We start from the raw sequence: 21,619 nt of genomic DNA on the forward strand, positions 1-21,619 counted from the left end.
ATTGAGACAACCGGCTTACTGGGCCTTTTCTCCCTCCATACTGACAATTTCCTGCAAAATGCCGACGGCATCTTGCACGTTGGTCACCTTGGAAACTACCATGCTGCGACGGCCGTTCTGTTCCCGCAGATTGCAGTAACGAGGATTCTTTGACATGTAGGCAATAATCTTTCCGAAAGCGATACTCTGATAATACGGGCTGTCCAGGTTGCTGACAAAGAAGAGGGTCATGCGCTGGGCCTTCAACACCACTTTCTCCACGCCTAAGCGCTTGGCCAGCCGCCTCAACGGCACAATGCGCAGCAACTCTTCCCCTTCGGGAGGAATCTTGCCAAAGCGGTCGAGCAGTCGGGCCCTGAACGCCTCCACATCCTTATCCAGTTCCAGCTTGTCCAATTCCCGGTACAACAGCATACGTTCGCTACTGCTCGGAATGTATTCATTCGGGAACAGTAATTCCAGGTCACTTTCCACCGTACATTCATCTACGAACTCTTCGCCGCTGATTTTCTCTTCGCCGGCCTTGATTTCATCCGCATACAAGTCGGCAAACTCTTCGTTCTTCAGCTCGGTCACCGCCTCGTTCAGAATCTTCTGATAAGTTTCATAACCCAAGTCGGCAATGAAACCACTTTGTTCGGCTCCCAGCATGTTACCGGCTCCACGGATGTCCAAATCCTGCATGGCAATATGAATGCCGCTTCCTAAATCGCTGAAATTCTCGATGGCCTGCAAACGACGTTTGGCTTCCGGAGTCAAAGACGACAACGGAGGAGCCAGCAAGTAGCAGAAAGCTTTCTTGTTGCTTCGTCCCACACGACCCCGCATCTGATGCAAGTCGCTCAATCCGAAGTTCTGTGCCTGGTTGATGATAATGGTATTGGCATTCGGAATATCGATACCACTCTCAATGATGGTGGTCGCCAGCAGCACATCGTAGTCGTAGTTGACAAAGTCGAAGATAATCTTTTCCAGTTCTTCCGGCTGCATCTGTCCGTGTCCGATGCACACCCGACAGTCCGGAATGTTGCGTTGAATCATGGCCTTCAGTTCGGCCAGATTCTGAATGCGGTTGTTCACGAAAAAGACCTGTCCATTACGACTCATCTCGAAGTTGATGGCCTCGGTAATGATTTCCTCATTGAACGTGTGCACCTCTGTCTGAATCGGATAACGGTTGGGCGGCGGAGTCTGGATGACCGACAAGTCACGGGCTCCCATCAGGGAGAACTGAAGGGTACGCGGAATCGGCGTGGCCGTCATGGTCAAGGTATCCACGTTCACCTTTATCTGACGGAGTTTTTCTTTCACGCTCACCCCGAACTTCTGCTCCTCATCGATAATCAGCAGTCCCAGGTCCTTGAACTTCACGCTCTTTCCGATAATCTTGTGCGTACCAATCAGGATATTGATGCTTCCTTCGGCCAGCTCCTTCAAGATGCGGCTGGTATCTTTGGCCGTACGCGCACGACTCAGGTATTCCACCTTGCAAGGCATCCCTTCCAGACGTTTCTTAAAGGTCTGGTAGTGCTGGAAAGCCAACACCGTAGTCGGTACCAGTACCGCTACCTGCTTGTTGTCGGCCACCGCCTTGAAAGCCGCCCGGATGGCCACCTCCGTCTTTCCGAAGCCCACATCGCCGCACACCAGACGGTCCATCGGCTTGTCGCTCTCCATGTCCGCCTTCACTTCCTGCGTCGCCTTCAGCTGGTCGGGCGTATCCTCGTACAGGAAGCTGGCCTCCAGTTCGTGCTGCAAGAAGCTGTCGGGGCTGTATTTAAATCCTTTTTCCTGCTTACGCTGTGAATACAGTTTGATCAGGTCGCGGGCAATGTCCTTGATTTTAGTCTTGGTCCGTTCCTTGATTTTCTCCCAGGCACCGGTTCCCAGCTTGCTGATGCGCGGCTGTTCACCTTCCTTGCCCTTGTATTTGGAAATCTTATGCAGCGAATGGATGGACACGAACACCACGTCGTCATTCTGATACACCAGTTTGATGACCTCCTGCGTGGTATTCCCGTTCGGGATACGTACCAATCCCGCAAAACGGCCGATACCGTGGTCGATATGCACCACATAGTCTCCCGGCTCAAACGTGTTCAGTTCTTTCAGTGACAACGCCACCTTTCCGCTGCGGGCCTTGTCGCTGCGCAGGTTGTATTTATGGAAACGGTCGAATATCTGATGGTCTGTAAAGATGCACATCCGAAGGGTGTGGTCCACAAAGCCCTCGTGCAACGTACGGTCCACCGGCTCAAACGTAATCTGGTCGCCTCTTTCCTGGAAAATATCCTTCAACCGTTCCGTCTGCTTGGCACTGTCGGAACAGATATACAAGCGGTAGCCCCTTTGCAGGAAATCCGTGAAAGAGCTGGACACCAGGTCAAAGTTCTTATGGAAGATAGGCTGGACAGATGTTTCAAAAGTAAGTCGTGCCTCCGGAGTACCGACTGCCTTGTGTCCGAAATCAATCCGGAAGAATTCGAGGGCCCGCACCGTGAACTCTGCCCCGTCAATCAGTTTTTTGGGCAGTTCCAGCAATTCGGTCTGCTCCTCCCCTTCGTAGGCTTTCAATGCCTGTGGCGACACGGTTTCATCGTGCACGGCCTGAATGCGCTCACGCACCCACAGCAAATCCTTTACCCAAAGAATGGCTTCTTTCGACACAAAATCCAGGAAACAAATCTCCGAACTCTCCGAGGCCGACAACTCCGGTACGATGCTGACCGAATCTTTCTTCTCTTTCGACAACTGGGTCTCTACCTCAAACGTACGGATACTGTCAATCTCATCGCCGAAAAAGTCGATTCGGTAAGGATATTCCGAAGCAAAGGAATACACGTCCAGGATACTGCCTCGCAAGGCAAACTGTCCCGGTTCGTACACATAGTCCACGTGCTCAAAGCCGCAACCAGACAGTTTCTCCATGAGTTTTCCCGTATCCTCCTGCTGTCCCACCTTCAGCGTCAGGGTGGACTCGGAGAGCTGATTGCGGGAAACCACTTTCTCGGCCAGCGCCTCCGGATAAGTGACCACCGTCACCGGCTCCTGCCGTTCCAGCCGGCTCAGCACCTCGGTACGGAGAATCTCGTTGGCCGCATCTTTCTGCCCGTATTTGATGGCCCGACGGTAAGAAGAGGGGAAAAACAAAATATCGGTATCGCCATTCGCCTGCACCATGTCATGGTAAAAATACCCGGCTTCTTCCAGGTCGTTCAGAATAAACACATGAATGCCCGGCACCGACTTGATGCATACCGAAGCGAACAACGAAGCGCACGACCCGTGCATGCCTTCTAAAAATACATTTCTTACACTCTTATCCTTACACAAAGAAGCCAAACCCGTGACGTTCGGATGTTTGGCATAAATATCTTGCAGTTCTTTTATACTCATCTTTCACTCCATAAGACGTTGCAAAAATAGCAAATCTTGCCTGAATATGCACACAAAAAAGGCAAAGAATGGAGCAAGAATTCACCCGTCAGAACTTAAAGCTGACACTTCCGTAGGGCAGAAAATTGCTGCGCCAATGCACGGAATAAAAGTTCAGGATGTCCTCTTCCGAAGGATTTCCCACCAGATTATAGACTCCCAGACGCATCGTCAAAGGAAGCAACTTCAAGGGTGTTGTAAGCTACATTCTTGACAAGGAAAAGGACGCTAAAATCCTTGTATGTGACGGCTTGTTTGCCGAGAATAAGGAGACAATCGCGGGCAGTTTCGAGGCACAGGCAAGGATGAATCCGAAGGTGACGAAACCTGTCGGACACATCGCATTGGCATTCTCCAAGAAGGACGAACACCGTTTGACAGACCGTGCAATGGCAGAAATAGCATTGGAATACCTGAAGAATATGGGGATAACCAACACACAAATCCTTATTGTGCGCCACTTCGACAAGGAGCATCCTCATGTGCATATCGCCTTCAACCGCATTGCTAATGACGGCAGGACAATCAGCGACCGGAACGAGCGGATACGCAGCACACGCATCTGCAAGGAGCTGACGCAAAAGTACGGCCTGTACTTCGCTAATGGCAAGGAACAGGTGAAACACCACCGCTTGAAAGAGCCGGACAAGACCAAGTATGAGATTTATTCCATCCTTAAATCCGAAGTTTCAAAGTGTGGGAACTGGAACATGCTCATTGTTAATCTGAAGAAACAAGGCGTGGATGTGCGGTTCAAGTACAAAGGTGGTTCGGATGAGGTGCAGGGTGTCGTATTCTCTAAGAACGGTTATCCGTTCAGCGGTTCCAAGATTGACAGGCGGTTCAGTTACTCCAAGATAGACGTAGTGTTGAACGCCAACCGCCACGAGGGACGGCAAAGGGTAATGAACAACCAAGCAGCAGAATATCCGACACCTTCAATACCACAGTTTGAACCAAGAGGTGATAACGACTTGTATAGTGGTTCCATCGGCCTGTTCATGTCTGCCAATGCAAACGCTCAGGTGGATGAGAACTATTTTGAGGAACAGCTAAAACGCAAGGACAAGAAAAAGAAACAACGTAAAATAAGATTCTAAAAATGGATAACAACGAAGTTTATGCACTTTTCGAAGACATCAAAAATGGCTTGAAGGGTATCAATGACAGATTGGAGAACACTCCAAAAGTAAGTAACAGTCAATCAAGAGAACAAACTCCTGCAATGGATTTGGCTCCCATAAAGGACTTGTTCGACAGTTCCGCAAAGGAGCATCAACAGCAGACGAAAGCTATGCTGACCAAGTTCGGGTAGGCGGAGGTTAACGCATCGAACCGGATTCTGCACCTATTGCGCGATTTGAAAGAGATGTTTGCTCGAAATTCGGAAAAACGGACGGACGATCCGCAGGAACATATCCACCGCCACTGCTTCGACATCCGGTCGAGCAAGGTATTTTCTCTTTTGGTCGGCATGGGCGTCGTGTGCAGCCTCTCCGTCTGGGGAAACATCGAACTCTGGAAGTCCAAACGCCAATATGCGGACGATGCTTTGAAGTTCCGTGTTATCCGTTCATGGGGAGGATGCAACGCAAAGACCATCCTTTGGCTAAACGATGTGTTCGACATCCGGCGTGACGAGGAAACCATTGAATGGCTGCGCCAAGAGGCTGACGGCTATGACAGGGACTTGAAAGCTGTATCCGACAGCCTGATGCAAGATAAAATCAGGCAACAAGGGGAATAATTTGTAATTCTATTTGCATTTACAATTTACGACAGAGGGATATTAAATGTATCCCTTTGCCGTAAATATACAAAGACCGTCACCTTTTATCATTTATTCGGGTTAAAATTCTTATCGTAGTTAATAAGATATTTGGCCATTGCCGGGTCATTGAAGTCCACTTTCAATTTGCCTGTGTCCATCTTGCGTATGGTTTCCATATCTTCTTCTGATAACTTGAAATCATCAATGGCGAGATTGCTTGCCATACGTTCCTTATGAGTAGATTTCGGTATGGCTACAATGCCTTCGTTGAGCAAAAACTTCAAGGCTACTTGCGCATTGGTCTTACCATATTTGTCTCCGATGGCTTTCAAGGTCTCGTTGGTAAAAATGCCGTCAGTTCCTTGTGCAAGCGGTCCCCATGCCATTAACTGCGTACCGTAATCCTTAATGAGTTCACGCATTTTTCGCTGTTGGGAGAAAACGTGAGTTTCCAGTTGCAGCACGGCTGGTTTCACCTCCATGTTTTCCACCAAATCCACAAAACGGGCATCGTAGAAATTACTCAAACCGATGGCACGAGCTTTGCCCTCTTTGTAGGCCTTTTCCAGTGCACGGTAAGTCCCGTAATAGTCTCCGAAAGGTTGGTGGATAAGCAAGAGGTCAACGTAATCTGTCTTCAATTTGTGGAGCGATTCGTCTATGCTTCGGGCTGCGTTTGCTTCGCCTGCATTGGAAATCCATACCTTGGTTGTAAGGAACAGCTCGTTCCGGGGTACGCCACATTTGCTGATAGCTGCGCCCACACCTTCCTCGTTGTAATAAGCCTGTGCCGTGTCTATCAGGCGATAACCTACGCTGATGGCATCCAACACACAACGTTCGCACTCTTCCGGGCTGACGAGGAATACACCGTAGCCCAACATCGGCATCTCAACGCCGTTGTTCAGTTTAATCGTTTTCATATCAGTCATGTATTTTATAAGTTCCGAATCCTCTTACGGTAGGTAAGTCCATGTCGTCATAAATGGGGCTTTTGCCCGTGTCCAGTCCGGAGATGGCTTTCATATCCTCATCCGTAAGCGTGAAATCAAAGATATTCAAGTTTTCTATCATCCGTTCCTTGCGAACACTTTTCGGGATGATGATGATGCCGCGCTGGTTCAGCCAACGCAGGATGACATTGCCCACTGTCTTGTCGTGATGCTTCGCAATGGTTTGCAGCACGGGGTTGTGGAAGATGTCGTTTTTCCCTTCGGCAAACGGTGCCCATGCCTCGTGTACGATACCTTCCTGGCGCAGGAAAGCATTGGCTTCTTTCTGCTGAAAGAACGGATGGGTCTCTAATTGGTTGACGGCAGGTTTCACCTCGTTGTGCAGGAAGAGGTCTTGTACCCGCTCGCTCCAAAAACTGGTGATGCCGATGGCACGGATGCGCCCCTCCTTGTACAATCTTTCGCAAGCCCGCCAAGCCGCATAGTAATTGCCGTAAGGCTTGTGCAGCAGGTAGAGGTCCAAGTAATCCAGCCCCAAAAGTTTCATCGACTTGTCGAAAGCACGCAGGGTGTCATCGTACTCATAGTCCTGCACCCACAGTTTGGTGGTGATGAACAAGTCCTCGCGTTTCAATCCACTGCGGCGGATGGCATTGCCCACTTGCTCCTCGTTGAAATAAGAGGCAGCCGTGTCTATCATCCGGTAGCCGACTTCCAACGCATCGCTAACCACTTTTTCAGTCTCGTTTACCGGAATCTGGAATACGCCGAAGCCGATGGCCGGCATCGTCACTCCGTTGTTCAATTTTACTTCTTTCATTTCTATTCGTATTTTAATATTCTTTTTCCTGTTTTTAATGACGATACAAAATTAAGATAATCAATTGACAATGCAGTTATACAAAAAGACGGGTTATTTATACCTTTTTTCGGTTATTTACCTTTAGCGATGTTTTGAGCCGCCTGCTTTTAGTGTATACAGATAGCGCATAGACGGGAAAGCCGAAATTCCCAAGGCCAGTATGATACAAACGAGAGCCACGGCCATGCCTATATGACAACGCATTCCTGCATCTACGACACCATTGCTTGCCGCTGTCATCAACGAAAGTCCCAATGCACCTCCTATCTGATGAGAGGCATTGACCAATCCGGATGCCGCACCGGAATCACGCTTGTCAACATCTTCTATCCCCAAATTGGTCAGCGGACTCATAGCCAACCCTTGCCCGATACCAATAAACAGTATAGGAAAAGCTATCCCGTATAGATATGATTTTCCAACAGTCAAGGACAAGAGCAAAAAGAAGCCTAAAAGAACAAGAGACAAACCGACATACAAGATTTTCTTATTGCCATATTTATGCACTAATTTGGGGACTTCCACCGCACCTAAAAATGTGGTGATAGTCATTGGTAGGAACGCCAGTCCGGTCAATAAGGGGGTAAAGTGGAATGCATCCTGCATGAATTCGGATATGAAGAAATTATACCCCATCAAGGCGGCGATGAGCAACGCCCTTGCCACGTATGCGTTCCTTCTTGTACGGCTGTGGAACAAGGACAAAGGCATGATGGGCATAGGGGCTTTTTGTTCGGCATGTACCAACAGGGTAAGAAGTACAATGCCCGACACGAGCCATAAAGCTACAGCTGATGCTCCGTCTATGGCATAGATTACGCAAAACACGCCAGCCACCGACAGTAGTGTGCCGATTATGTCGAAACGATGCTTTGTCAAGTCGGCATTGAGCAGATATTTCACGGAAAGGAAAAGCATGACGCCGACTATCGGCACATTTATCAGGAATCCGTCCCTCCACGTAAGATACGTTGTAACCGCACCTCCAATAATAAGCCCGAAACACAGACCTATTCCCGATATAGAACCGTACCAAGCTACGGCTTTCGTCCGTTTTTCCCCTTCAAAGTAGTCCATTATCAATGCCAATGCCGCAGGTGCCATGACTGCCGCCCCGACACCTTGTACAAACCGTGCGGCAATCATGATTCCTGCCGAAGGAGCCACCCCTGCACCCAGTGACCCGAAGCCAAACAGCATCAATGAAAGATTGAACATCCGTTTCCGTCCGAGCGTATCACCCAACCGTCCTCCCAGCAGCATGAATCCGCCAAATACTAGCACATAGGCGTTTTGCACCCATGACAAGGATACACTTGACAACTGCAAGTCCTCCGCAATTCTCTTCAACCCGGTGATGACAATAGAGCCATCTATTGCTGTGATAAAGTAACTGGATAAGACAAGAAACAGGGCAATGCTTTTCACTGTCCGTTCATTGCATTTCCTGTTTTCCTTGATACATTCAAACATAAAACAACATTCTGTCTTATTGGTTGGCAAGCTCTATCCGGACGCTGAAGCTGCCATGCAGTTTTTCAATTTCAGACAGCCGACAATCCACTTTCCCTAAATTAACTTGTTCTCCGTATGCCTCAGACTCCTCTTCATGCCCGATGAGGATGGTAAACCAATTCCCGTCCGGCACAAAGTTGATGTCTCCGTTCAGCCAGCCATACCGTTTTTCGTCCTCTTTGTAAGGAAGTGCCGGATGCATGGTGCCACAGAGGTCGAACTCATATCGGCTTACATTCACGTGCAGAGGTAATTTGCTTAACAATGCTTTTGCTGCACTCGTATTTCCTATCGTGGCAGGGATGGCGGTTTCTCCAAAATGGAGAGTTACTTTGGTTCCTGTTTCTATAACCCGTGTGGCAAGGTCTTTGTCGCTTTTCTGCATATTGGCATCATCCGATGCCTTTTTCCTTTCTTGTCTCATGCTTTTTTCAATTTTAATGTTTTCATTTGAACTGGCTTTCAATGATTGGCTCTGCATGGAACTGACCAACAAAAGGATGACAGTCAATGCGGATGCTGCCATTGACAGCCTGATAAGTCTTTTCATTGTTTGTTTTCTTTATTCTGTCCTTTCTTTTCGTCTTCCCAATTTTTCCCGAAGTCCACCTGTTCCGTTTCCACATGACCACGATGTCCATATACCGTGCAGGCATTCAAGGCGGTTTCCAACTTACGGAATTCGTCATCGGTCAGTTCCACATTGGCCGCTCCGAGGTTTTCCAAGATACGTTCTTGGTTCTTCGACCCGGGGATGGGCACCACGTTGGGATATTTGTGGAGCATCCATGCTAAAGAGATTTGCGCATTGGTGGCATGTTTCTTTTCCGAGAACTCAGCCAAGATGTCCAGTATGGGTTGGTTGGCTATGATGTTTTCCTTGCTCAGTTGCGGTACGAATTTGCGCACATCGTCCACTTTCTCGAACTCGGTGTCCGCCTTGATTTTGCCTGAAAGGAATCCGCTGGCTATCGGCGAGAACGGGACAACCGCTATGTCATGCTCCAGACAATAGGGGAAAATGTCTTTCTCGCAATCACGTTCTACCATCGAATAAAGGTTCTGCACGGCGGCGACAGGAGTAATGGCGTGTGCCCTGGCTAAAGTGTCCGCTCCCACTTGCGACATTCCCCATTCACGTATCAAGCCTTCCTGAATGAGCTTCTCCATGACTGCGGCCACTTCCTCGAAAGGTACATCCTGATTGACACGATGGAGGTAATACAAATCCACGTAATCCGTGTCTAAGTTTTTCAAGGATGCTTCCAAGTGACGACGCGTTGCTTCGTAGATACTTGTGCCGTCCGCCAGTTCATCGGGATGAAGGAAGAATTTGGTTGCCAATACAATGTCTTTGCGGAAATCTTTGACCGCCTTGCCCACCAGTTGCTCATTATGTCCTGGATAGAACACCACATCACCATATACTTCCGCTGTATCAAAGAACGTACAGCCAAAATCATACGCCTTGCGGATGGCTTCAATACTATACGCTTCTTCGGGCACTTTCCCATACCCGTGTGAGAATCCCATACACCCCATGCCTATTTCAGACACTTCCAAACTTCCGATTTTTCTTTTCTTCATCATATTACGCTATTTTTAATTTACGATGCAAAGTTACTGGACATTACCTAAAACTCTTATAAACAGATGTCGGCTTGTATTATACTTTTTTCTGTTTTTTAGGACATACTCCTTAATCACTCTTCTGATTATTCATTATTTTTGTACCCAAAAATATGAGAATGTATGATAGCACAAGAGATTCTTTTTGCGGATGATTTCAGCTTTATGGCCTCCAAAGAGATAGACCGTTATGTCACCCATGCGCTTTGTCATGAGGGAGAAGCCTCCTTCCACTTGGCAGGACAACCGTTTAGGATGAGAAAGGGCGATTGTATCGTGATTACTCATGGAGAATTGGTTACAGATATGTCTGTTTCTGATGATTTCCGCGTGACGGTGCTTTACCTTTTAGGCGAATATGCCTTAAAGAACATGCCTAAGAATGATTATGATGTGATAGGAAAACTGACCCTGCTCCGCAATCCCGTGCTTCCGCTCACTGAGCATGAACGGGAGGTATTCATGGAAGATGTCAATCTGATAAAGCGTAGATACACGGGAACAGACCATCATTTCCACGATGAATTGGTAGGTTGTCTCACGATGGCTTTCTGTCTGGATATTTATGATTTCCATGCCCGAATCTACGAAAATCCACAGATTAGCAAACAGGGGGCAGCCATTCTGACACGATTTATCGACATGTTAAAATCCGGTGAATATGTACGGCATCGTGAAGTGTCCTACTACGCATCACAGCTCTTCATCACCCCAAAATACCTGTCTGAAATATGCAAGAAAACCAGCGGATTCAGTGCGAACTTCTGGATAAGCCGATTCACCATTACTGGAATTACCCGTCTGCTTGCCGAGAAAGATTTAACATTGAAAACCATTTCGGATAATTTCAACTTTTCTTCCTTGCCTTATTTTTGCAGATATGTGCAGAACCTGTTGGGAGTCACGCCCTCTGAATACAGAGAAGGTCTGACATCACATGGATAATGTTTGGCGACATAATTTGTTATGCGAATTCCACAACTATATAAATTCCTTGTTTGTCTAAAAAGGAAAGCAGTATGCAGTATAACAACAAATTAACAGATTAACTTTATAAGATTTTGTAGATTACAAAAAAATGATTAGCTTTGCATTATGCTAATCACCCCACTTCAAAGCGATGAAGAATACAGAAGTTAGCACGTTACAAATCCATTACCTATTTTTAAAATAGCATCTCACAATTAACTGATAGATAATGATTCGCATTTAGGAAGAATAGTTGTTGCCAACTCGTTACCTCGTTTTTTGATGATTCGCATAAACTTTTTATTCTTAGCGGATTATGTGATTCTTCCAAAAATATTACATAAATTTAATTTTCATAAGTTCCAGTTTTTAATCATTAAATAATATGCAATTCTTATTCAAATCCTATCCTTGAAAAGTCTTGCGTTTAGTTTTTCTGTTGTTCCACTTAGCTAAGTTATTTCATCTTCATAACGCAGCCTGGAAAGAAAACCCCTATCCGGAAAAGAAAAAAAATTCCTTTTTCCGGAGCAAAAGTGTCGAACACAATCCTAACCCACTCAATATCAGGTATAAATAAATTTTCCAGAAAGTGTTGTTTTTTCTTTTATCCCCCCTCAAAAAGTGAAAAACAAGAAATAATTATTACTTTTGTCTCAAAAGGACAGAGACAGAAAAGAAATTATGCACAAGGAAATCATTCAACTTTTAAACGAGAAAAGATTAAAAGAAGCTTTTGCCCAAATCAAGGAGGCTGCCGAGACACTCAACAACTGGGAACTGAAGTCGCAGATTGAGGCTCAGCAGACCACTTACCACTATATGCTTCAATATACGGAGATGGGTACGCAAGACCCTCAGCGTGAAGCCATCTACCAGCAATTGCTATGCAAGGGATATGAGCTGGCCGACAAAACCTATTTTCTGAAAGAGCAGGAAAAGGCCTACGGCTACTTTGCCGACAAATTCCGGAAATTTGCCCAGACACCGGCCCATTCCTTCAAGGAAATCGGTTTCATGCTGGAAGCAGCCAAGCAGCCTTCCTTCACTCCGCAGACTCCGGAGGAAGAGAACCAGGTGCTGCAGAACTATACCCTGCACCAAAACACCGTCGACGAACTGTTCAACAAGATATGGGCTTCCACCCAATGGAGTGAAGAGGAACTTCAGGAGGCCCGCAACCTGTTGTCCAGTTCCTCCATGGCCGCCAACGACCGGGCAGTGATGGTCAGTGCCGTCACATTGAGCCTGCTGCAACTTTTCGACCAGCGGAAATTCCTGCTGCTGCTCTTTGCCTATCAGCAAGACCCGGAACCGACCGTCACGCAACGGGCTTTGACGGGTATCGCCCTGGCCACTTACTTCCAGTCAGACCGTGTGCGCCTATATCCGGAACTGGTTTCTGCCTTGAAACTGATGGAAGACGATGCCACGGCCCTGAAACAGTTGCACGACATACAGATTATTTTCCTTCTTTCCCGCGAAACGGAGAAAATCGATAAGAAGATGAGAGAGGAAATCATTCCTCACATCATGCGTAACCCGAAACTTCGCGATCCGGAACTGAAGGTCATCGATATGGAAGACTTGGAAGACCTGAATCCGGAATGGAAAAAAGACATGGAGCAGATGAACCAGCAAATACACGAACTCGGGGAACTGCAGATGGAAGGTGCCGATACCTACATGATGGCTTTCTCCCAGCTGAAGACCTTCCCGTTCTTCCAGGAAGCGGCACATTGGTTCTATCTGTTCAGCCTGAAAGTGCCCGACTTGTACAAAATCTACAAAGGGACACCCCTCAATGAAAAGTCCCTGTTAGGTCTGATGGTCAACTCTCCGGCATTCTGTGACTCCGACAAATTCTCTTTCTGCCTGGCCTTGCAGTCACTGCCTCAGGACCAGCAGACCCTCATGCGTTCCAAGCTGAGCGGAGACGAGATAATGCCCTCCCAGAACGAGCTGAACCAGATGCTGGAAGAACAAAAGCTCAATGCCCTCCAGCGACAATACATCCACAACCTGTACCGGTTCTACAAGCTGTGGAGATTCAAACAGGAGATGCACGACATCTTCAAGGACCAGCTGGATTTCTGGAACAACGACCTGTTGCGCCCCTTGCTGCTGAAAGGGGAGTATCACGGACAGATTGCCGGCTACCTGTTCTCCAAAGGTTATATGACGGAAGCGGCCCACCTGTATGAAACCTTGGCTGAAAAAGATCCGGCCCACACCGAGACCTGGCAGAAATTAGGATTCGCTTATCAGAAAGACAAGAGCTACGAGAAGGCCATCCGGGCTTACCTGCAGGCAGATGCCTTGAAAGCCAACCATGCATGGACCCTCAAACAACTGGCGCAATGCTACAAGCTGTCGGGAGAGTATGCGCAGGCGGCCACCTTCTACCGGAAAGTACTGGAGACCGACCCTGACAACCTGCATCTTCTGATGCAGACCGGACAATGTCTGGCGGCACTGAAGAATTATCCGGAAGCCATTAAGGTATTCTACAAGGTGGAATTCATGGAAACCCATCCGGAGAAAGCACGCCGGGCCATCGGCTGGTGCTATTTCATGTCCGGAAAATACGAAGAGGCACTCCGAATCTACGAGAAACTGCTTGCACTGGAAACTCCACAGGTGAACGACTGGCTGAACTCCGGACACGTCTACCTGGCCATGGGAAACATCCCCCAGGCGCTCACCCATTATCGGAAGGCCCAGGCTGGATGTGAATCGGAAGAGGACTTCATTGCCTTGTTCCTGGCCGACAAAGCGGCCCTGGAATCACAAAAGGTGGCGGAAAGTCAGATTTACCTGATTGCGGATATTCTGCGAAAAGCATAAGACTGATGCCCGAGAGCAAAAAATGGTATCTTGTAGATAGGCCAAGCAGATGCTGTGCATAAGAACCCGTTGGAACCATCCGTGCGCGGTTTCTTTGTGCCAGACTTCTTCATCCATTTGAGAGTAGCAATAGATTCCCTGTATTCTCTTGCTACTTTTCTTTTTTATAGGGCTCCAATGAACTATACTTCAAGTTGGATAATTCATGAATTAACTATATCTCGTATGATGAAACAACTGTGCCGCAAACGTTGCGACGTGTACAACCGCGAGCTTACGACCGACATCACACGATACATGGACGTGGCGATGAAGATACTGAAAGAGAACTGATGCACTCAGTTTGTAGTTTTCCTGTCACAAGGATGTGAACTTCCTGTTCAACGAACCAGAAAGTCATAGAAAGGAGTGTAGAGCCGGTCGTTCACCTCCAGATAGAGATAATTGTTCTTGAAGTCATAGAGTTGGTTGAAACGTTGCAGGAAGTTGTTGCCCAACACGCCGTCCATCGCGTCACTGGCCTGTACACCCGTTGTCACCGTAGAAAAGGCACCGGGTATGCGAGGCAAAGTCAGTGCATCTCCCAGTGTTACCGAATCGAAGTACACATTCTGAAGTTCATCGCCGTCCTTCACCGTACCGGCTATGCGCGAGATGGCAAATGGTTTCTGTGTGCCCCGCAGGCCGTTGCGACGGACGAAAGGTGTATTGAGATCGAACACACGGTCGGAACCGGTATCCACCTCTACCGACACCAGATAATCCACTCCGCCAACACGCACGCCGACCGGAACGACCGGCACTCCCAGACGATAGTCCATCTTCAGCCTGACAGCCTTGTCCGATGCCGCCTTCTGCCCGTCGCCCAATTCATACAGGAAGATGGATTTCCGCCGATAATCAATACGGACATCAAAGTTCCTCAGATAAGACAGCCCCAGCACACCGTCCAAGGCATCGGGCGGATAAGGAATAGCTACCAGTTCCAAGCCGGAAATGGCCCGGCTGCCCATCCTCACCACCTGAGAGGGCTCTGTGGAAGGGATGGTTTCCACCGAATTGGCGCTATTGTTCTCCTCACTTCCCGTAAAGGCAGCCAGCCCTTCGGTGCGCGGCGAATTGGAATTGAGCACCACATCCGTCGCTCCCGTGTCCAGCAGAAAGCGCAGGGGGCGGTCGTCCTGCCCATTAATATAGACTGTCACATACAGACGGTTGTCGGCACCCAGTTCAAAAGGTATCGTGTCGACCGGAATTACTTCTGCCCAAGCCGACAGACTCAACAGACAGAGGAAGCATATGCTCAGCAAAGATATTTTCTTCATATTCTTAATTCTTTCAAAAGTTCGGTCCGGCAAAGATACTGTTTTTTTGTGTAAGTATTCAGATAAATGCTTACGATTCAAACTTAAATCCCTTATTTCCCATTTTCACCCCATATTTTATAGTACCCAATTTGGAGACTGGTATAAATATTGTAATTTTACGCCCATCGGGATGGGGGTCTACCCTTTGGCACTGGCTGTTCCCCGACCGATGAGTTTCCTATAGAAAAATAATACGTGACACTGTTTATTTTATCCCCCCTATTTATCAATGAATATGATTCAAAAAATATATAAATATACATCACTCTTTTTTAGGGACTTTTTTGCATTGTTCGGAATGATGTCAATGTACTATATGCTCACAGAAACTTCAACAAAAAGTATTATCAAACCTTGTTTGTTTTATGCTTTTACTGTGGCTATTGCCAATCTGATAAGGACCATATTTAGAGATAAGAATAAAAAAGCCAGCTAATCCGCAACACTTTGTGTATGAATTAGCTGGCTAATTTTATTCTATTTATTGAATGTCCCTTTTTAGTTTACACTTTTCAATTAGAAAACTCGATGAAATCCTTGCAAACAAAATTCTTTTCTGCCATTCTTTCTTGCCAGCATTAACACTCTTTGCCTATTTCATCCAACAAGTCACTATAGGAAGTCACTTTATGATACTTTACCTTGGCTGTAGAGATAGAGTTATACAACTTCTCGGCACACTCTATCTTTGCTTTTTCTATCCCCCTTATCTCCATAGAGGCCATCGAGCCCTTAGTCTCAGCAATAAAGAAAATATGCTTTATTCCATCTACCTCCATGGCAATGGCCCAGTCCGGTGCATAATTTCCAACTATAAAATATGGTATTTTATGATTTCCCATCCGAAACAGTTGTTCGGAATTTCCGAACAACTATCTCTTCGTCTAACGCCCCTCTTTAAAGATATGCTTAATATGTTCACTGACATTCGATTTACTGGTCTGGTACAGTACACACACTGCGCTTGTGCAAGCCACAAAATGTCATCATCCAACTTGACATCAATCTTAGTTTGCCCGCCGATAGATGTATTTATTATAACCTTGTTTTCTCCAATTTTTCAGTCTTTTTTATTACAGGACTTTTCTTCTTTGTCCCACATAGTCATCATTGTTTTTCCAAGATCTGTCAGCCTGTACTTCTGTTTAGGATGATGCGGTTTATCCGGATAAAGAGGTTCTACCAACTTCATGGCAATGGCCGGTTTTAGAATATTTTTCATAAAAGCCCGTGCGGAATTCATGCGGAGTTCATGCGGAGTTCGTGCGGAGTTCACACGGAGTTGAATTTCATTAGCACTACAATCAACATCTTTCAAACTGAATATCAATCGCTTAAACATATTTACATACTCATCACCATGAGTTTCCAAGTTCGTGCGGAGTTCGTAACAACTTCGTTCCAAGTCCGTGGCATTCGCATCTTTTACTATTACCTCAAACACAGTCAACTTATCAATATTGAATACAGCAGGCTGAGAACCATTTTCCGCCAAAAACTCCTGTACCCGGCTCACACCTCGATTAAACATGTTGACATATTTCATAATCTTCATAGCCTCGGCTATAATGGGATTACGGTAAGCATTCACATTCATTTGACCGAAACCAGTCCGATAAGGTTCATTCCCTTACCAGACTGGTTTCTATTTTTTTGATATAAGCCAACGCCGCACCTATCGCTGTCTGGTATTCGGCATATTCCGGAATGATGAAACGCACGTCGTACATCTGCCCGATGGTTTCAAATACCGGACGGCACTGGGGAAGCTGCGTCAGGTTGCCAATCAGCACGAAATCGCGGATTCCCATCTCCATAGCCGACAACACGGCTGCCTGCCCGATAGACTGCAACACCATGTGCATCAAGCCCAAGGCCAGGTCTTCCGGCGAGGCATTGTTGTCCAGTTTGCCCAGTAAGGAAGCCGTCGCATCCAAGGGAAGGCCGGGCAAGGATGTCCGGCAAATGTCCTGAATCTGCAAGTCCACGTTCCGCAAATCGCCTTTCTCCGCCAGTTCCGATACCCACAGAATGTCCTGCGTATGCAGCAACAGACGCGACAAGCCCATCAAGGTACCACCTCCGATGCCGATGCCGCCCACGTGGCGAATCTCCTCATTCTCCACCCGCACGAAGGAAGTGCCTGTGCCCATGCTCACCACCATCAGCTTGTCCAGTCCGGTGGCATACTGCGCACTCAGTCCGTTGGCGATAAACTCGTCCGTACGGGCAGTGGGCAATCCGTATAAAGGCTGCTGGATGTACGAACTTCCCACTCCGGTCAGCATCACCTGCTCCACCTCCGAGAGCGGAATGGAGTGGTCGTATATGTATTTGCCAAAAGCCCCGAACAAGGAAGTGACCGGGTCGGCCGCTTTCACAAACATCGGATGGCTGATGCACCCGTTTTTCACACCGACAATCTTGGTGGTGCTTCCTCCTACATCGATTCCTATAATCATAACTTTAGTTCCAAATCTTAATTTTCACAATATGGGCGCAAGTCTACAAACTTTTTTCGTGAAAACAGGTACGTCGTCTTCTTTTTTTAATAAAAAATTAGATTAAATTCTCATGGACTTTCTCCTTTAAAGAATGTGAAAATTCTTTTTTCACCACTCATACAGAATCCGAAAAAACGCACTTGCGTTTCAGGCAAAACGTACTTGTCTTCCAACTCAAACGTACTTATGTTTCAGGTAAAACGCACTTGTGTTTCAGGCAAAACGCACTTGCGTTTCAAGACAGCCAGACCCCCCAAATCCATCCCAACCTTGACGGGTTGACGGGTTGGCACCGGTTTTCTAAACTTCCTATATACGGGTGTGGAAAAATATAAAAGTTGTATTTTTCCACACCCGTATATATAGAAGTTATAAAAATGCCTGACAACCCGTCAACCCCGACAAACCTGTCAACCCCAGAATGGAGAAAACCATAAAATCCATTTCCTCGTAAACTGCTGATAAAAAGAATCTTACAAGAGCATTTTCCTAACTGAAGAGAAAAAAGCTTGTCGGGGTTGTCAGGGTTGACAGGTAGTTTGTAAACTTTTATATAGTAGGGTGTGGAAACAGACTCAAATGACTTGTTTCCACACCTGTATATATAAAGTTTGAAAAAATGGGTGGCAACCCCGTCAACCCCGACAAGCCGGCCCTCCCCAAAAACAGGCCCCCTGTGAAGAAAAAAACCTGCCAAGAAAAGGAATCCATATTTTATGCGTATATTTGCACGACATATATAAAAATACCATGCAGACAAGTGACAGTATTGTGATAATTCCTACTTACAACGAGAAGGAAAACATCGAAAATATCATCCGGGCGGTATTCGGACTGGAAAAATGTTTCCACATCCTGGTCATCGAAGACAACTCACCCGACGGCACGGCCGACATCGTCCGCCGGCTGCAAAACGAGTTCCCCGAACGCCTGTTCATGATTGAACGGAAAGGCAAGCTCGGACTGGGCACCGCGTATATCACCGGATTCAAATGGGCCATCGAACACGGATACGACTATGTGTTCGAGATGGATGCCGACTTCAGCCATAACCCCAACGACCTGCCCCGGCTCTACAAGGCCTGTCACGACGACGGTGCCGATGTGTCCATCGGTTCACGCTACGTGAGCGGGGTCAATGTGGTCAACTGGCCGATGGGCCGAGTACTGATGTCGTACTTTGCCTCCAAATATGTGCAATTCATCACCGGTCTGCCCATTCACGACACCACTGCCGGCTTTGTCTGCTACCGCCGGAAAGTGCTTGAAACCATTCATCTGGACCACATCCGCTTCAAAGGCTATGCGTTTCAGATTGAAATGAAGTTCACGGCCTACAAATGCGGTTTTCACATTACCGAAGTACCTGTCATCTTCATCAACCGCGAGCTGGGTACTTCCAAGATGAACAGCAGCATTTTCGGAGAAGCCGTGTTCGGTGTCATCCAGCTGAAATGGGACAGCTGGTTCAAGAAATACCCCAAGAACTCTAATTGAAAACAGTGCTTATGAAACGTACGTGGATACATCATGCAATCATTGTAAACGAGGGACGGCGCTTTGCCGGGTCCGTAGTGGTGGAAGGAGAAAAGATTCAGGGAATCATTGAAGGAGACGGAAAACCTGCTGCCGACTGTGACGAACAGATTGACGCAGAGGGATGCTTCCTGCTGCCGGGAGTGATAGACGACCATGTACATTTCCGCGACCCGGGACTGACGCAGAAGGCGGATATGGCTTCTGAAACAGCCGCTGCCGCTGCCGGAGGAGTGACGGCCTTCATGGATATGCCGAACTGCAATCCGCAGACCACTACCCTGGAAGCACTGAACAACAAGTTTCAGGATGCCGCCACCAAGTGTATCGTGAACTATTCGTTCTACTTCGGAGCGACCAACAACAACACGCACCTGCTCAAGGAACTGGACAAGACCCGGGTGTGCGGCGTGAAGCTCTTCATGGGGGCCAGCACGGGCAACATGCTGGTAGACCGCATGGAGGCACTGAAAAAGATATTTTCGGAAGCGGGTATGCTGATTGCCACGCATTGCGAGGACCAGAATACCATCCGTCAGAATACCGAACACTATAAACAATTATACGGAGAGGACCTCGACATCTCTTTCCATCCGCTGATACGCGATGAGGAGGCTTGCTATCGTTCTTCCTCACTGGCCGTGGCACTGGCCAAGGAAACGGGAGCCCGCCTGCACATTCTGCACATCAGTACGGCACGTGAACTTAGTCTGTTTGAAGACCGTCCGCTGACTGAAAAGAAGATTACGGCAGAAGCCTGCGTATCGCACCTGATGTTCTGCGACGAGGACTATGCCCGCCTGGGTGCCCGCATCAAATGCAACCCGAGCATCAAGACAAAAGCCGACCGCGATGCCCTGCGAAAGGCACTGACCACGAACCTGATTGACGTGATTGCCACCGACCATGCACCTCACCTGCTGTCGGAGAAACAAGGCGGTGCGCTGAAAGCGGTATCCGGCATGCCTACCCTGCAGTTCTCGCTGGTGAGCATCTACGAACTGGTGCACGAAGGCTTGCTTTCGATGGAGCAGCTGGTACAGAAAATGTGCCACGCCCCTGCCCAGCTTTTCCAAATCAGCCGGAGAGGGTTCATCCGTCCGGGCTATCAGGCCGACCTGGTACTGCTGAATCCGCACAAGGAATGGACCGTCACGCCCGACTGCATTGAAAGCAAATGTGGCTGGAGCCCGATGGAAGGACGCACGTTCCACGGGAAAGTAGAGAAAACATTTGTCAACGGGGCCGTGGTTTATGAGAATGGAAAAGTGGACAAAGCTCACCGCGGACAAGCCCTGAAGTTTGAACGATAAGAAAAGCCGTATGAAAACAGACATCACTACCGTCCAATACGACATACACGACCTGGCCGAGTACATCAACTGGATTTACTTTTTCCACGCGTGGGGATTCCAGCCTCGCTTTGCCACCATTGCCGACATTCATGGCTGTGATGCCTGCCGGGCCGGCTGGCTGGCTTCGTTTCCGGAAGCCGACCGTGCCAAGGCTGCCGAAGCCATGCAATTGCATAAGGAGGCTGTGCGCATGCTCAACCACATCGATGGGAAATATCACGTCTATGCCATCTACCGCCTCATGGAGGCCAATGCCGACGGCGACAACCTGATCTTGGATGGAACTTTTTTCCCCTTGCTCCGCCAGCAGACCCGTGTACGCCCCGACGACCCGTTTCTTTGCCTGAGCGACTTTGTACGCCCGCTTTCATCGGGCATCAAGGATACGGTGGGGGGATTTGCCACCACCATCGACCCGGCCATGGAAGAAGAGTTCCTGCACGATGATTACCAGGCTCTGCTCATCAAGACGCTGGGAGAACGTCTGGCGGAAGCGGCTGCCGAAAAGATACACGAAACCGTGCGCAAGGAGGTCTGGGGCTATGCCAAAGACGAGCACCTCACCATGAAGCAGCTTCTGAACGAAGACTATCAGGGCATCCGTCCTGCCGTGGGCTATCCCTCCCTGCCGGATATTTCGGTCAGCTTCCTGCTCGACCGCCTCATCGACATGAAACGCATCGGCATCCGCCTCACCGAGAACGGGATGATGCAACCGCATGCATCGGTATGCGGACTGATGTTCGCGCATCCGGCTTCCCGCTATTTTGCCGTGGGAAAAATCGACGAGGAACAGCTCATGGATTATGCCGCACGACGGGAAATGAGTCCCGATGTGTTGCGGAAATACCTGGCCGCCAACTTACAATCTTAACC

19 protein-coding genes are annotated in these 21,619 nt (G+C 48.0%); 8 read left to right on the forward strand and 11 right to left on the reverse strand.

Going from position 1 to position 21,619, the window contains the following annotated elements; all coding sequences use genetic code 11:
• Positions 1 to 15 precede the first annotated feature (15 nt).
• Both mfd and H6A28_RS03110 read right to left on the reverse strand, forming a co-directional pair.
• On the reverse strand, positions 16 to 3,396 hold the full coding sequence (mfd, locus tag H6A28_RS03105) for a transcription-repair coupling factor (RefSeq protein WP_204478800.1): 3,381 nt from the start codon (positions 3,394 to 3,396) through the stop codon (positions 16 to 18).
• An 88-nt stretch (positions 3,397 to 3,484) separates the two neighbouring features.
• Complete coding sequence (locus tag H6A28_RS03110) at positions 3,485 to 3,625, reverse strand: hypothetical protein (RefSeq protein ID WP_204474325.1); 141 nt, start codon at positions 3,623 to 3,625, stop codon at positions 3,485 to 3,487.
• On the opposite strand from H6A28_RS03110, the gene H6A28_RS03115 reads away from it, so the two are divergent.
• From H6A28_RS03115 to H6A28_RS15325, 3 genes are read left to right on the forward strand one after another with little or no spacing between them, the layout of a single operon-like run.
• Entirely contained in the window at positions 3,603 to 4,535 is a 933-nt protein-coding gene (locus H6A28_RS03115) for a relaxase/mobilization nuclease domain-containing protein (RefSeq protein WP_204474353.1), read from the forward strand. The genes H6A28_RS03110 and H6A28_RS03115 overlap by 23 nt on opposite strands.
• 2 nt (positions 4,536 to 4,537) lie before the next feature.
• On the forward strand, positions 4,538 to 4,750 hold the full coding sequence (locus H6A28_RS15320) for a hypothetical protein (protein ID WP_309148263.1): 213 nt from the start codon (positions 4,538 to 4,540) through the stop codon (positions 4,748 to 4,750).
• A gap of 54 nt (positions 4,751 to 4,804) precedes the next feature.
• A complete protein-coding gene (locus H6A28_RS15325) occupies positions 4,805 to 5,182 on the forward strand; it encodes a hypothetical protein (protein WP_309148262.1) in 378 nt (125 codons plus the stop codon).
• Between the two features lie 89 nt (positions 5,183 to 5,271).
• Here the strand turns inward: H6A28_RS15325 and H6A28_RS03125 are convergent, their stop codons facing one another.
• The 5 genes from H6A28_RS03125 to H6A28_RS03145 all read right to left on the reverse strand — a co-directional run bounded on the left by H6A28_RS03125 (position 5,272) and on the right by H6A28_RS03145 (position 10,123).
• Positions 5,272 to 6,129, reverse strand: coding sequence for an aldo/keto reductase (locus H6A28_RS03125; RefSeq protein WP_204474326.1), 858 nt, complete (start codon positions 6,127 to 6,129; stop codon positions 5,272 to 5,274).
• A gap of 1 nt (position 6,130) precedes the next feature.
• Positions 6,131 to 6,979 (reverse strand): aldo/keto reductase, encoded by an 849-nt coding sequence (locus H6A28_RS03130; RefSeq protein ID WP_204474328.1) that lies wholly within the window; start codon positions 6,977 to 6,979, stop codon positions 6,131 to 6,133.
• Between the two features lie 123 nt (positions 6,980 to 7,102).
• Positions 7,103 to 8,494 (reverse strand): MFS transporter, encoded by a 1,392-nt coding sequence (locus tag H6A28_RS03135; RefSeq protein WP_204474330.1) that lies wholly within the window; start codon positions 8,492 to 8,494, stop codon positions 7,103 to 7,105.
• A 16-nt stretch (positions 8,495 to 8,510) separates the two neighbouring features.
• Positions 8,511 to 9,086 (reverse strand): cyclophilin-like fold protein, encoded by a 576-nt coding sequence (locus H6A28_RS03140; protein WP_204474332.1) that lies wholly within the window; start codon positions 9,084 to 9,086, stop codon positions 8,511 to 8,513.
• Entirely contained in the window at positions 9,083 to 10,123 is a 1,041-nt protein-coding gene (locus H6A28_RS03145; RefSeq protein ID WP_204398342.1) for an aldo/keto reductase, read from the reverse strand. Before H6A28_RS03145 ends, H6A28_RS03140 begins: the two co-directional genes overlap by 4 nt.
• Before the next feature lie 165 nt (positions 10,124 to 10,288).
• Here H6A28_RS03145 and H6A28_RS03150 point away from each other — a divergent pair, with 165 nt between their 5' ends.
• Entirely contained in the window at positions 10,289 to 11,110 is an 822-nt protein-coding gene (locus tag H6A28_RS03150) for a helix-turn-helix domain-containing protein (protein ID WP_022053127.1), read from the forward strand.
• A gap of 708 nt (positions 11,111 to 11,818) precedes the next feature.
• On the forward strand, positions 11,819 to 13,981 hold the full coding sequence (locus H6A28_RS03155; RefSeq protein ID WP_204478802.1) for a tetratricopeptide repeat protein: 2,163 nt from the start codon (positions 11,819 to 11,821) through the stop codon (positions 13,979 to 13,981).
• A gap of 380 nt (positions 13,982 to 14,361) precedes the next feature.
• On the opposite strand, the gene H6A28_RS03160 is transcribed toward H6A28_RS03155, so the two are convergent.
• The 4 genes from H6A28_RS03160 to coaW all read right to left on the reverse strand — a co-directional run bounded on the left by H6A28_RS03160 (position 14,362) and on the right by coaW (position 17,810).
• Positions 14,362 to 15,306: a retroviral-like aspartic protease family protein gene (locus H6A28_RS03160; RefSeq protein WP_204478804.1), complete on the reverse strand. Its 945-nt coding sequence runs from the start codon at positions 15,304 to 15,306 to the stop codon at positions 14,362 to 14,364.
• A 620-nt stretch (positions 15,307 to 15,926) separates the two neighbouring features.
• On the reverse strand, positions 15,927 to 16,190 hold the full coding sequence (locus tag H6A28_RS03165; protein WP_204478805.1) for a hypothetical protein: 264 nt from the start codon (positions 16,188 to 16,190) through the stop codon (positions 15,927 to 15,929).
• A 218-nt stretch (positions 16,191 to 16,408) separates the two neighbouring features.
• Positions 16,409 to 16,903, reverse strand: a complete 495-nt coding sequence (locus H6A28_RS03170) for a Fic family protein (protein ID WP_204476515.1) — start codon at positions 16,901 to 16,903, stop codon at positions 16,409 to 16,411.
• A 67-nt stretch (positions 16,904 to 16,970) separates the two neighbouring features.
• Positions 16,971 to 17,810: a type II pantothenate kinase gene (coaW, locus tag H6A28_RS03175; RefSeq protein ID WP_204478807.1), complete on the reverse strand. Its 840-nt coding sequence runs from the start codon at positions 17,808 to 17,810 to the stop codon at positions 16,971 to 16,973.
• 792 nt (positions 17,811 to 18,602) lie between these two features.
• Between coaW and H6A28_RS03180 the strand changes: the two genes are divergently transcribed.
• The 3 genes from H6A28_RS03180 to H6A28_RS03190 are packed head-to-tail and all read left to right on the forward strand — an operon-like array spanning position 18,603 to position 21,617.
• Positions 18,603 to 19,349, forward strand: a complete 747-nt coding sequence (locus tag H6A28_RS03180) for a polyprenol monophosphomannose synthase (RefSeq protein WP_204476517.1) — start codon at positions 18,603 to 18,605, stop codon at positions 19,347 to 19,349.
• Positions 19,350 to 19,360: 11 nt separating this feature from the next.
• Positions 19,361 to 20,701, forward strand: a complete 1,341-nt coding sequence (locus H6A28_RS03185; protein ID WP_204478808.1) for a dihydroorotase — start codon at positions 19,361 to 19,363, stop codon at positions 20,699 to 20,701.
• 10 nt (positions 20,702 to 20,711) lie between these two features.
• Positions 20,712 to 21,617 (forward strand): vitamin B12 dependent-methionine synthase activation domain-containing protein, encoded by a 906-nt coding sequence (locus H6A28_RS03190; protein WP_204478810.1) that lies wholly within the window; start codon positions 20,712 to 20,714, stop codon positions 21,615 to 21,617.
• Positions 21,618 to 21,619: the final 2 nt, after the last annotated feature.

The sequence above is a fragment of the Bacteroides mediterraneensis genome (assembly GCF_016900355.1).
GTDB lineage: Bacteria > Bacteroidota > Bacteroidia > Bacteroidales > Bacteroidaceae > Phocaeicola.